Source organism: Intestinibaculum porci, from assembly GCF_003925875.1.
GTDB lineage: Bacteria > Bacillota_I > Bacilli_A > Erysipelotrichales > Coprobacillaceae > Intestinibaculum > Intestinibaculum porci.
The window spans coordinates 2,328,623-2,342,065 of the sequence record NZ_AP019309.1; the positions used below are offsets into that span (position 1 = coordinate 2,328,623).

The window sequence follows — 13,443 nt, forward strand, 5'->3', positions numbered from 1 at the left end:
ACTTTTTCTCTTAAAAACTTTCTCCATATTTTTTATGAAAGAGCTTGGCTTTCAAAAAGCCGCTCACTTTCGCTACTTTATTGATCTTCTCCATATAGATAAATGGCACTTCTTCATAGCTGTATCCCTTGGTCATCAGCCAAACGTCTAACAGACGTTCGGAAATACGGCCTGGGAAGCGGGCATGAAAAGCATTGTAGTCAACATCTTTAAATTCATCATAAAGATCAAAGATAATATCAAACATCCAGGTACAGTATTCATCAAACTTATCTTTCTTCATAATAAACATATTAAAGGCATGTTGACTGCGTTCCTGCATATGTTTATCAAAAGCCGCTAAGTAATCAGGATGCTTTTTCGCAATAATTTCCCGCACCGCGTCTAGTGGTTCTCCCATCATCGTATGGGTATAATGATCATAAATCGTTTCAATGTAATACATACGACGTTTCGGAACAATGATATCCGTATGATCGAATAAAGCATCCGTTTCTTTTAACGTTAACACTTCATCAAAAGGATCTTTCGCCTTTTGTTGGCCTTTGAAATGACGGCGATAATGTGCTAAGCCGACATAATCGGCATCTAAGTTTTTCCAAGCCCAGTATAATCCGGTTAATTCACAGAAATAAGGATTCAGAGTAGAAATGTTTTCGCCAACGTTATCACGCTGGTAGCCTAAATCCTCTTTTCCTTCACTGCCGACCTGTACTGGCAGATACATCGGATCATCGGGCATCCGATATTTTTTATGTGTTGCAATAATGACTTTGATATTTTTCACTAGCGTGCACCTTCTCCTGTTAAGACTCCCGTAATCGTTTTAATGACTATTTCCATATCGATTAAGATTGATTGATGATCTATATAATAAAGCTCTAGATCACAGCGTTCCGGATAATCGACATCACTGCGGCCATGGGATGCCCAGTAGCCGGTTAAGCCCGGGCGAACGGATAAGAATTTATCAACGCGATCACCATACCATTCTAGTTCTTCTTTAATAACGGGACGCGGGCCGATCAGACTCATGTCTCCTTTCAGGATGTTAAAGAACTGTGGGAATTCATCTAACGATGTTTTACGTAAAAATTTCCCTGCTGGAGTAATACGTGGATCATCTTTCAGCTTTGCAGAGCGGATCCATTCTTCTTTCACCGCGGGATCACTTTCTAATAACTGTGCTAATACTTCATCAGCGTTCGTAACCATTGAACGGAACTTATAAATACCTAATGGCTGACCATTACGGCCGACCCGCATCTGTTTATAGAAAATAGGACCATGATCACCATGAACGAGATTGATAATTTTCACAATCAGGGCTAATGGGATGGTAATGATCGTACCAATAAGGGCAAAGAAAATGTCAATAGTACGCTTAATAAAGCGTGAGAAAATAGATACTTTATTACGTGAGGCACTGATTAACAGCAAGCCATCAGAATCATGAATAGAACTTGAGAAGTTCATCATGTGGTTATCCTGAGGCATATACTGAATCGAATCACAAAGCGGAATGCAGTCTTTGATGACTAAATCAAAGGTTGCCTGATTCATAGTTGAGTCGGCAATCGTGATCTGATCAACACGCTGCTCTTTAACGATCTTCGCTAAGTCCTGATAATCATAGATTGGGGCATCCGAGAAACGGTTCCAGTCTTCTCGTACTACGTTATCAAATTTTTGATCAAAGCGCGGATCGGTGTTGAGATTAACAAAGCCTAACACTTCGGTAATCGCAAAACGGTTATTATTATAGAGACGCGCATAACGCAAAGAATCCTCGCTCGTCCCAATGACAATTGTTTTCTTTGTCAATAAGTGACGCATAATAATACGCAATGTACGATTAAGAATAATTGATACGAAGAACATGATCATTGCCAAAATCATAATGTAACGACGTTTGTCGGTATGGGCAGAATATGGCATGATCACGGCAAAGGTAATCATATAAATGACTGTCGCCTGGAACACATGTTTGATTTCATCAAAGATCAGTTCATCTTTAATACTATAATGACCACAGAGGATCATATAAATCACATACAAGCCAATCGACTGCCTTAGTAATTTCATATTGATATCCATCGCCACAAAAATGGCATAGAAAATAATACATTCGATGACCACTAGTAATACAGATAAAATTTTTCTATATACAGTATTTTTCATAATAAGTCCTTTTATAAATTGTCTGATTGATTTTTGCGTCACCATTATACTACATTTCCCTTTTATATTGTAGGGGGAATTGGTGCGCTCTTCTCTTCCCTTTATATCATATTCACCTTAAATGATGCAATAATTCTCCTATTTTTTCACAAAAAAACACCTTCCCGCAGGAAAGTGGAGATTTCTATCGATAAGCTCTGCGATAGCGAGAACTATTATAGCGCGTAGTCTTACGATAGTTAGAGGTACGATTGGTATTTGTATAAGTACGTCTTGTTGTCTGATTATTCACAGTAGTATTTGATGAATTCGTACTTGTGTTTGAAGTACTTGTTGAACTATTTGATGTCGTTGTACTCGCGGCAGTGCTTGATGCACTTGAAGTATTCGATGAAGCTGTAGAATTATCTGTATCCTCAGCCGTAGCAAGCGTCTGATCTTTTTGTACAGTAATCTTTTTATTAGCCAGCATATCCACAATATATTGACGGTTTTCATTGATACTAGACTGATTAAGAATCATATAGTATAAAGCTGTATTTGGCATCATATAACCACCAGTCACTTTTTCTGATTCTCCATTGAGAACAGAAGACATCATCTGCCATTTTGGTGACTTATTTAACTGATATTTCACTAATGACTTTAACTGTGTTGCAGTGATATTAGTTTGGAATGAACCAGCGATCGCATCAACGATTTCATCATATTTCGTTAAATACGTTGAAGAAGAAGAAATCTTCTTGATCAATGCTTTAACAACAGCCTGCTGGTTGGCCCCTCTATGGCGATCCCCTTCTTCATAGGTTTTACGTTCACGGGCAAAGGCTAAAGCCGTCTTACCATTCATTGTCTGCCAGCCTTTTTTCACATGCACAGAATGGTCAGTCCATGGAACAAAATCTTTATCTGAATAGATCTTGACGCCGCCAACAGCATCTACCAATTTAATAACCATCTTGAAACCAACGCGGGCATAGAAATCAATATTTAAATCCATCAGATGATTAATTGTTTTTACCGAGTTTGTTGTTCCAAAGAGGCAAGCATGGGTTAACTTATCCTTGAACTGATAGTTAGTATTCGCTAATGGGACAAATGAGTCACGAGGAATACTTGTCAATAAAATCTGATGCGTCTTTGGATTGACGGTGATGAGCATATTCACATCGGCACGGGATGTTTCAGTGATGGAATGACGTGAATCCACTCCTGCAATATATAAAACAAATGGTTCTTTCGTAATATCTTTATCGCTGGCCGCTAATTTATCACTTGTGGTGATCGTTACCGACCATAAGACTTTGGTATCTTTCGCAAAAGTTGGATGACGTTTTTTCATAACGGTACCATATGCATCCGATAAGAAGACCGCTTCTACCTTACTTTTATAAAGCGCATCAGCTGCATCATCCGTATGTTTATAATTATTTGTCTTATAAGAGAGGGCTTCATTTAATTTTGAGGAAGCCTGTGTATACGCATCGGTTGAAACACTTGGTACAAAACCAATAAACTGATCTTTCAGATCAGAAAGCTTGGTATAATTATCGTTTTTCATAACATATAAGTTGAAGGTAGTGACTGTCGTCGTATTACCGGCAACTTTCTTAACGGCTTTTGTCGTTTTGGTGCAATAAACTGCCCCAACTAATAAAACGATACTGATGATAAGAGAAATAATTTTACCAATAGTATTATAAATCAGGACAGAAGTGCTGATTTGCGGTGTACGTTTTCTCTTTTCTTCGTTTTGTCCATTATTCTTTTTTCTCATGAAAGTCTTAGGATTCATTAATAAGCCCATTAATATTAAAGCAATGACTAAGACAATGACTAATTCAATGAGTGCTTTCTGTGGCAGAACGTCCATTTTGTGTGCAAAAAGAACTAATGCGCATGAAGCTACAAATTGAATAAGCAATATAAATTTCCAGGCAAGTAATTTACCATTTTTCTTCATAATCAATACCTTCCTTATTTTTAGTCAAGCCTCATTATACACCATGAGGCTTCTCTTTCAAGATATTTCCGTATTATACAACAAAATTTGCATTTCTTCATATTTCTTGCTATATGATATACATCTCAGCTATATCAATCTCGTTATCTATACAATACTCAACAGATCAATAAATTATCTTGAAAGCATTGCATTGCATGGAATAAATCTAAAGGAAAGAGGAAAGAAATTCTTAAATATTTCTAAAAAAAGAGGCGATTGTCTTCACAATCGTCTCTAATAGAAGCTGTTTTAAGCTGATTCTCCGTCAACTGGTGCTGTAGAATCATCTTTCTTGATATCGGTTGGCGTCGTTGGCGCAATATTGGTATTGTTATTTGATGGCTGATTCTGATTGGTGATCTGATCACCTGTATCCTTGCCATTAGTTTCATGTTCAATTTCATCCGCAACGCCTTCATCGTTTACCGTTACCATACCGCTGCCCTGGTTCACTAAATTTGTAGCCTGAGAGCTAGAAGTAATCGTCCAAATGGCAAAACTTAAGTGTAAAGCTTTAGCTTTATTGAGCTGATCGGTAGTGACAGCAGTTGATTTGATGTTAATACCAGCGTTGGTGAAATGACATAAATACGTATAATCATCATCCGTTAATGCATTACTGAAGAGGAATAAAACAGGCATATCTTTCGCTCTTGGAATGGTATTTTTGATGTTTTCCAGATAACCAAATTTAAATGAAATTAAAGTTGTATCATTTTGCATCCCAGCATTATAGATTTCATCAATGATCTGGGTATAGTACTTTGGATCATTGAGACCTTTTAATTCCAGAATAGCATGTTTATTGTACTTTTTGCAGGTACTTAAGTAAGTCGCTAAAGTTGGAATTCTTTCACTATAAACGTAGTTATAGTCTTTCTTATTGACACCTTTAATATTGTAAGATTCAATCTGACTATATGTCAAATCATTGATGCCCTTACCATAATTTGGATCCGCTGAAGAAATATTCGTTGTTCGATTCAAACTGTTATCATGAATCATAACTAACTGCCCATCAGCAGTATTATAAACATCTGATTCAATCCCCCAGAAGCGTTTGCTTTCGCCAGCTTTTTCAAAAGCTAAAGCTGTATTTTCTGGATACTTAGAAGAATACCCACGATGCGCTGCATAGAGTGCGCCATAATCAACAGCCTTTGTATTCATATTCGTAGTGGCTGATTCAAAACGCAATAAGTTAGAAACAGGAATAACATCAGCGGTGCTGAATGTCTTCTTATTAACCTTTCGGATCATAAATAAATATTTATAACCTGGTTCTAAGATTTGTCCAGATGATTTCCAGCCTGATTTAATCACAAAGCTTGAAAGATCATCTTCATTAAATTTGATATAGGCAATCTGGTAGTTAATGAAATCATCAATTGAGAAATAAGACTTTTCTTTAACTGAAGTATATTTCGTCGTTGATAAATAAGTTGAAGATTTATAAAGGTTCCCTTTAGAATCAATACCCGCAATGCTTAACTGACGCCATGGTTCACTTGCTGTAGGATAACCTGGTTTTGCAGCATAAGTAGCATAAAGCGTCACTTCAGCATCAGTACTTGATAAGTTAGAAACTTCCTGACCAGCGTTATACTGAGTACCGGTCTCATCCGCTTTGGTATTCCAGCCGCTGATGGTATAACCCGGACGATCAAAGCCTTTGGTTGGCAGTTTAAAACGATCAGTTGGGAAATAAGATTTTGATGCGATTTTCCCAAAGGCTTTCGCATTTGGATCATAAGTGACTTTATAACGATCTGTCACATGAATCTTTTGTTTTACAGTATATTTATTAACCTTAGCGGTAATGGTCGTAACACCATATGCTAATGGAGTTAATGTACCCGTTGAAGAGATTTTAGCCGCATTTTTATTAGAAGATGTCCATTTGGTTTTACTCTTTACGCCGGCTAAAGCCAAACGATAAGTTGTACCGACTCTGACAGTTAAAGGATTAGGAATCTTAGCTTTACGCACACGAACTGTTGTTTTATACGTTTTTCCACTCATCTTAGCAGAAATCGTTACCTTACCGCTGCGTGCTTTCGCAGTCACTTTTCCTTTTTTAGAAACCGTTGCGATTTTCTTATTTGAAGACTTCCAGGTAATTTTACCTTTTTTCTTTCCCTTGTTTTTAAAGGTCAGAGTCGTCGAATCCTTAGGCACTAAAATAATGTATGAAGTTGATAAGCATGTGCCATCTTTAACCGTTACTTTACAAGTTACAGCCTGATCATCTACTTTTGCAGTAATAACCGCACTGCCTTTCTTCTTTGCATAAACATTCCCTTTACTGTCAACTGTAGCTACCTTCTTATTAGAAGATGTCCAGCTGATGGCTTTGCAGTAAACATTGTTGGCAATGGTCAGCATTTCGCTTGCCCCTTTGCCAAGAGTCAGTTTTTTCTTATTTAAGGAGACTTTATGTTTAGTGGTTAAGGTCGTTGAATATGTTAAGCCCTGATAAACCGCACTGATGCTGCAGGTGCCTTCACTTACTCCCGTCACATTACCTTCCGTATCCACTGTCGCAATGTTAGGATCACTGCTTGACCAGCTATCCGCATTCTTATTGGTTCCATTTAATACAAGCTGTGTGCTTGATCCTAAATAACCAATCGATTTTGCTGGAAGACCAATTTTAGAAACACGGCAGACAACACTATAGACAATCTTTTTCTTCTTGTCCGTCGCCGTAATGGTGGCTTTACCATTTTTCTTGGCAGTCACCTTTCCTTTACTATTGACCGTCGCAACTTTTTTATAGCCAGACGCCCAAGTGAGTTTATTCTTATTGCCTTTCACCTTTAGTTTAAAAGATTTTTTAGGCGTTAAACGCAGCTCAGAAACGTTAAATTTATTCGTTTTTGTAACGAATTTTACATTTTTGTTTGTGGCAGCCGATGCATTTTGCATGCCTAGACTCATAGCGCAGGCAAATGCAAGCATGAAAACTGTCAGCTTTTTCATTAAATTCATCATAAACACCCCACTTCATTTTTCTATTATAGATACGCAACCTCAACTATTGCTTAACCATTTTACATAAACTTAATAAAAAATGCAAAAAAAGATGAGAATTTCTCATCTTAAAAGGAATGGACGCAAGATCACAAAAACCCCAAACAGCATCAAAAAGACGCTTAAACAGGTATTGATAATCGCATAAGTCCGATCAGTAATCTTTTTGCGGAAGGCACCAACGATTAGACAAAGCGCTAACCACCATAACACAATCGCCCCAAAGATGCCCGCTAATAACAAGCCGGCTTTAAGCAGACTATCCACTTTTGGCGCTCCGACAAAAGACTGGGCGAAAACATAAAGCAGGATCATCGATGGATTCATCATCACCAAGGCAAAACTCGAACCAAAGTAGATCCAGTTTTGATTGGGTTTCGTATCTTTGACTTTCATCGATTTATTTTTATAGGTTGTATAGCCTAAGGCAATGACAATCACGCCGCCTAAAATAGATAACGGAATATTAAAGCGGATTAATAAATCACTGACTAAGGATGAACCTAAAACGCAGATAATCGCATAGATGACATCCCCGAGTCCAGCCCCAACACCGGTAGCCATACCGGCTTTACGGCCATGGGCGACGGTTCTTTCAATGCCAAGTGCACCAATAGCCCCAAAAGGTGCACCAAAGATCATACCAATTCCTAACCCTTTGACTAAATAATTATAGAACATGTTTTTCTCAACTCATTTCCCATTTTTCATCATACTTTATATCATATTTTTTCGTGAAAATGAACAAAAACTCATATGTTTATAAAAAAGATAAGAGGTTTCCCTTCCTATCTTTACAAAATCATCATTTTGTCTAAAATTTTGCCAGTAATTTTTCTAACTTTAAACGTACTTTATGGCGAATCGTGACATAATGCATGTGCATATCATAACTGTAAATCTCATAAACCGGTCGCTGATAGCCTTTTTTTAACCCAATGCGTCGTCCGTCTACCACTCTTGTCCCGCGCACATAAAGAACATACATCTTCTGATCTTTAAAGGTAATACCTTCGACTTCTCCCTGATCGCGCACATTATTTAATGTTAGGACCTGGGAAAGCTTAGCCCCATCTTTCAGTTTGGTTTTATAAACATGATCAGACGCATTTCTGTTGGCATCACCATCATCAGCCGTAATATAAAGTTCATCCTGATAAAAAGATAATCCCTGAATATGAGACGGCATATTTTGAAGATGATATTTTCCTAAATACTGTCCCTGACGGGAATAGCGATAAATATACTGAGAGCTTTCATCATCTAGCCAGCTCGCTAAATACAGGCAATGATCTTTTTCTCGATAAGCGACTCCTGCAATTTCCTTTTGTCCGCTACGCGCATCTAAAGGAAAGGAGTGACGATATTTCAGCGTATTCCTATCATATACGCCAATACATAACTGATTGGTCCCTTGATGATCCTTCGTCGCATCATCATAGTGTTCCATCGATAAATATAAATATTGACCATCCGTCGCAATATCACCAATATGATTGATGCCTTGAGGGGCATCTTTCACTTTGACATAGAGCTGCTGTTTCATCTTTGGCGAGTACTTCACTAACTTAAAAGAGCCATTATTATAGAAATGATCATCAGTGGCACAAATCCCCTGCTCTCCTGCGACATTATAAATGTCGGCATTGGTGAAAGTCGTATGAGAGTACACCTTATAACCGCTTAAAACATATAAAGCGCAAACCATAACTACAATTATCACAAGTTTCTTCATACTAATACCCATGCTTTCTATAAATAATGAATGAATAGACATCAGACATTCTTATTAACATCGCTCCGCTAATGACAAATAAGAGCGGATTCATAGTCAGATAAGCTAGCTGATGCTGGAGAAAGCCAAACAAAAATAAAATTGCAAAAGCCAGGACGCCGCTATAATTCTCTTCTTCAAAGAAATAATGTACCCCATATAAACAGCCAGCAATGAAAAGAATAGTATAACCATAACCAAAATCAATCATACTCTTTAAATAAGCATTATCGACAAAATTATATTTACTTAAACTTGGTTTTTTCCCTGAGCCAAAGCCGCGCCACTTCACGTACGTCCCCCGGACATGCAAACCATAGCGAGAGATGGCTTGATGCTGGAGCTGAAAACGATGATTAAAAACAGCATTGAGTTTTTCCCAGGTTGCCTGACCAGGCTGATAGAAAACCGCAAAATAAAGCGTCACAAGCGGCGCACAAATCATTTCCAGGTAAGATAACTTAAGCACTTTTCCAATTATTCGATGTCCCATTTCCGTGCTTAATAGAAAAGCTCCTAAGCTCGCCGCAAAAATCATGATGGTATCGGTTTTCGCGGTCGTCACTTTCATCATGAAGAAGTTACCAATATTAATGATGATAAACTCCCAGAGCGTAAAGGAATCATGGCGATAGATGATATAAAGCAAAACGATCATCAAAAGATGAGCCCCAAAATCAAGCGGCCAGATATAACCGCAGGAATGTCCCATCATACTGCTTGATCGCACATAAGTGACATCCGGCAGGATATGCAACAAAAAGAGCACAACAGTCAGTCCCATCATCGCAATATGCGTGCCTAATAGCCAAGGCAGATATTCATAAAAATCATGAATACTCACAGCAATGAACAGATAAAACATTTGGGAGAGAATCATGACATTATTCATGGCCCCAGCATTTTGCATTTTCATAATATTCCAATAATAGAATACTGCCACCGCAATCAGCAGCAAATGATCAAAAAGAAAGAGTGGAATTTCTTTGATTAGGGCATAATGCGTCTCGCACCATTCCTTGCCAAACTGATAAATTAAGGCGCTCGCCGCTAATATTTGAAAAAAGATCAGTAATCCTCCTGTAACGTTTTCTTTATAGGATACATACCAGGATAAGTTCTTGATCATCGTATTCGTTGAGACCGCATAGACTGAAAAGAGGATGAGGCCAATAATCAGGAACACTTTATGGATTCTTTTAAATGTGTCTAACATAAAATTTCTCCTCGTATAATATGTTTGTAATTTGATTAATGAATCATCGCTAATAATTGATGATTCTTTAGATTTGAATATACACTTCAAATCCAGGATAATAGATTCTGTTTTGAACCTAAGGTTGTATTCTTTCTCCTTGCGGCCCCTATGGGATGTCCGCTTCACATAGACTTATTCCTCAGCCAAAACAGTTCTTTATACCCTAATGAGTTTGTTGAAGCTTTGTTTGCATTGTCTTCTTATTTTCGAGGTTGCGTTTGTCTTGGCTTAGAGGTGCAGTTCAAAACAAATTACTATCAATTTATGAAATGAGGTACTTATCGTGAAAAACAATATCTTTTCAAAACAATATGATTTATTTATCGGTTTAGACGTTTCTAAAGGCAAAGCAGATGCTGCCATTTATAAACGTAACAGAGATAGAAATGTTAAATCCAAATTTGTTCGAAAGGCGATAAAGTTTAAATTCACCAAGCCAGGTGTCGATGAGTTCCTCGATACCGTTAGACATTACAAAGATGAAGACTGCCTGAGCGTTCTTTTCACAATGGAAGTAACAGGCGTGTACTCTGACAATGTCTATATGTATATACGCGATCATCTCCAGGAAAGTGAAGCAGTTAAGTTTCTGGATACTAAATTCGTTGACAGGTGGCGCGATGCACACGGATATGCCAAATCCGATCCACTTGACGCTAAGACTATTGCACAGATGTGCGCAACTGATGATGATGCACGTTATGTTGAAAAAGCTCCTAATTACAACGAAGAAAACAACAAAAAAGGACATGCGAATCTAAAACTTCTGACGCATCGCTATCAGCAGCTGAATAAACAGCTAAATGCTGAATACAATCGACTGAGTGCACAGTGTGAAAAGTTCTTCCCGGAGCTTACCGCTGTTTTCTCAATACGTTCTGCGACTGCGCTTGCAATCTTAGAGGCATATCCTACTGCACATCATATCATTAAATCTTCTAAAAATGAAGTCTTTAATGTGGCTTACGAGGCCTCTAAGCATCGCTGTAAGGAAGCTAAAATAGACGATTTGTTCGATCTTTGTGAAAATACCATTGTTACTCTTAATGTTCCTGCGGAAGCTGAACTGGTCACCGCTGAAATGGTCAGCAGTATCAGAAATCTGCTTCAGACAAGGAGAAACTACAAGAAAATGATGGTTAATCGCGCTTCAAAGCAGCCTGCATTTAAGCGTCTTCAGACATTAATCGGCGTTGGTGAAGAATCCGCAGCTATGATTCTTGGTGAGGTATATGACATAGCTCTTTCCAAGAAAGCGGAAAACTTTGCATCATACTGTGGATTAACGCCAAGAAATAAGAAATCAGGTTCATCAGTTGATACCCATGGGAAGATTTCCAAAATGGGATCGCCTATCCTCAGACACGCTATATACCTGGCATCAGAGTATGCCAGACGGCATAATCCATACCTTGCCAACCTGTTTGCAAGGGTTAAAAACGGCAATAAGAAGCGCCATAAGCTTGCAATAGTAGCTGTTGCCAATAAGATGGCACGTTATATTTACGCTATTCTTAAGCATGATAGTGATTTCGTACTGCTTTATGAGGATCTCATGAAGCTTCCGGAAGATACCCGAGCCACGTTCTTCCAAAGTATTACTACTGACATTCCAGAAAAGACAAGAAGATGTATTTACAAATATTCTGATGAAAATGGTGTAGTACATGATTTTACCTTTACTGGAAATGACTCAGAAGAACAATACTGTATGTAGATTTTTGATATAATGCACATATATTTCAATAACTTGTGACAACTTTCACATTTATACACACTAAGACGTTTTCTTTTTGCAATTTTTAATACTACATATTTGTAGTACTCACCTCTAATCCAAGACAAACTCACTTGGCTTTAGAATCAGAGTAAACAAAGATTCAATTAATTTATATAATTAACACAATCAACTCCCCTCATATTTTCTATTGACATTTAATAGTATGTCTATCTATAAATCACTATTTTATCGAATTTAATGTTTATTGCAACCCTGATTATAGCAAGCAATCCTCAATCACACTTAAAAAGCGCAGGTTTCCCTGCGTTTTCATTATTTTCGTGAGTCAATCGCAAATGGTTCTTCAGTTACAAGCGGATAACTTGTCAATTCCTTGCCATCTAAATCATGATCATGCAAATCAATACCATGGATACGGCTATTATTATAGGTCGTGTAATAATAGATCCCCTTTTCTACGTTGCAGCAAGATGAGTAAATGGTATATTCATAAGCACCTGGTTTCACTTCACATAAGCCTTTCTGCTGCTCTACGGAACCTAAGATTTTAAAGAACTGGTTGACGGATTCATTTTCACTGTCTCCGCAAAGAGAATTCAGTTTTGTGTAAACACATTTAATGAATCTTGATTTACTTGATAAATCACCTGGTAAACCAAGGCCGCCCATTCCACGTGAATATAATTCTAATGGTGTACCAAACGTGTTTTCTGGCTGTTTTGGTGATAATGATGCATAATCGTTGAGAGCAAACATCATATAGTTAAATGGTGGGTTGTTGGTCATAACACCAACCGGATTATCATAAACATGTAAGCCATCTTTCATAGATTCAACTACAATTGATTCGTTCTTGTCACTAATCATCCAATGCAATGTGGCATTTGGCATTTCTTTCGAGAATGGTTCGTTATAAATAGAAATGTTTTCTAACTTCTCTCGCGCCTGAGCAACGGTTTCACAGGTACTTAAAATGTAAGGAATAAATTCAAAAGATGTGACATTATCCTTGCCTTCCTGTAAATCAAAGAAATGACAGTTCCCAGGGAAGTTTAGTCCAGCCATGGATAAACCTTTTTCATTGGTGGCATCATAATAGAGAGGGAAACCGCCTAAAACTGTCGCCATCCCAATCAGAGCATAATGGGTAGTGAGATCTTCACGTGCACGCATTGGGAAAACAAAGTTTCTCGGTGTGACCGTCACACTTTCGTTATAGGAGAAATCCAAATCAAGATTTCTTCCAAAATAATGATCTTTCGTAGCAAACGAAATTACTGTACACATAATTTGTACCTCCTTGTATGATTTCTATGTTCATTATAGGTTCAGTGCTATGTTCACTCAAGTAAAGTCGCATGATTTTACGATTTTTTTCACTTACCATATCAATAATGTATAGGTCATATGAAAAGAGAATATTAGAAAACGGTCTTTTTTCAAGATTCACT

The 13,443-nt window shown here is 37.7% G+C and carries 9 protein-coding genes; 1 reads left to right on the forward strand and 8 read right to left on the reverse strand.

Annotation, left to right across the window (positions count from 1 at the left end; all coding sequences use genetic code 11):
* Nucleotides 1-10: 10 nt before the first annotated feature.
* The 7 genes from SG0102_RS11225 to SG0102_RS11255 form a co-directional block, all read right to left on the reverse strand.
* The gene (locus SG0102_RS11225) at nt 11-787 is read right to left on the reverse strand and encodes a DUF4422 domain-containing protein (RefSeq protein ID WP_125120008.1); all 777 of its coding nucleotides are present in this window, start codon (nt 785-787) and stop codon (nt 11-13) included.
* On the reverse strand, nt 787-2,181 hold the full coding sequence (locus tag SG0102_RS11230) for an exopolysaccharide biosynthesis polyprenyl glycosylphosphotransferase (protein WP_157983035.1): 1,395 nt from the start codon (nt 2,179-2,181) through the stop codon (nt 787-789). Before SG0102_RS11230 ends, SG0102_RS11225 begins: the two co-directional genes overlap by 1 nt.
* A gap of 184 nt (nt 2,182-2,365) precedes the next feature.
* Entirely contained in the window at nt 2,366-4,054 is a 1,689-nt protein-coding gene (locus SG0102_RS11235) for an LCP family protein (protein WP_157983036.1), read from the reverse strand.
* Between the two features lie 381 nt (nt 4,055-4,435).
* Nucleotides 4,436-7,180 (reverse strand): Ig-like domain-containing protein, encoded by a 2,745-nt coding sequence (locus tag SG0102_RS11240; protein ID WP_125120011.1) that lies wholly within the window; start codon nt 7,178-7,180, stop codon nt 4,436-4,438.
* 102 nt (nt 7,181-7,282) lie between these two features.
* A complete protein-coding gene (locus SG0102_RS11245) occupies nt 7,283-7,900 on the reverse strand; it encodes a LysE family translocator (RefSeq protein WP_125120012.1) in 618 nt (205 codons plus the stop codon).
* A 133-nt stretch (nt 7,901-8,033) separates the two neighbouring features.
* Complete coding sequence (locus SG0102_RS11250; RefSeq protein WP_125120013.1) at nt 8,034-8,942, reverse strand: hypothetical protein; 909 nt, start codon at nt 8,940-8,942, stop codon at nt 8,034-8,036.
* Nucleotides 8,943-8,955: 13 nt separating this feature from the next.
* A complete protein-coding gene (locus SG0102_RS11255; protein WP_125120014.1) occupies nt 8,956-10,209 on the reverse strand; it encodes a hypothetical protein in 1,254 nt (417 codons plus the stop codon).
* 325 nt (nt 10,210-10,534) lie between these two features.
* On the opposite strand from SG0102_RS11255, the gene SG0102_RS11260 reads away from it, so the two are divergent.
* Entirely contained in the window at nt 10,535-11,968 is a 1,434-nt protein-coding gene (locus SG0102_RS11260) for an IS110 family RNA-guided transposase (protein WP_157983037.1), read from the forward strand.
* 336 nt (nt 11,969-12,304) lie between these two features.
* On the opposite strand, the gene bsh is transcribed toward SG0102_RS11260, so the two are convergent.
* Entirely contained in the window at nt 12,305-13,279 is a 975-nt protein-coding gene (gene bsh / locus SG0102_RS11265) for a choloylglycine hydrolase (RefSeq protein WP_125120016.1), read from the reverse strand.
* Nucleotides 13,280-13,443: the final 164 nt, after the last annotated feature.

Coding starts and splice junctions, on each gene's coding strand:
- SG0102_RS11230 (WP_157983035.1), bottom strand. CDS start 2,181: ATGAAAAATACTGTATATAGAAAAATTTTATCTGTATTACTAGTGGTC.
- SG0102_RS11235 (WP_157983036.1), bottom strand. CDS start 4,054: ATGGACGTTCTGCCACAGAAAGCACTCATTGAATTAGTCATTGTCTTA.
- SG0102_RS11240 (WP_125120011.1), bottom strand. CDS start 7,180: ATGATGAATTTAATGAAAAAGCTGACAGTTTTCATGCTTGCATTTGCC.
- SG0102_RS11245 (WP_125120012.1), bottom strand. CDS start 7,900: ATGTTCTATAATTATTTAGTCAAAGGGTTAGGAATTGGTATGATCTTT.
- SG0102_RS11255 (WP_125120014.1), bottom strand. CDS start 10,209: ATGTTAGACACATTTAAAAGAATCCATAAAGTGTTCCTGATTATTGGC.
- bsh (WP_125120016.1), bottom strand. CDS start 13,279: ATGTGTACAGTAATTTCGTTTGCTACGAAAGATCATTATTTTGGAAGA.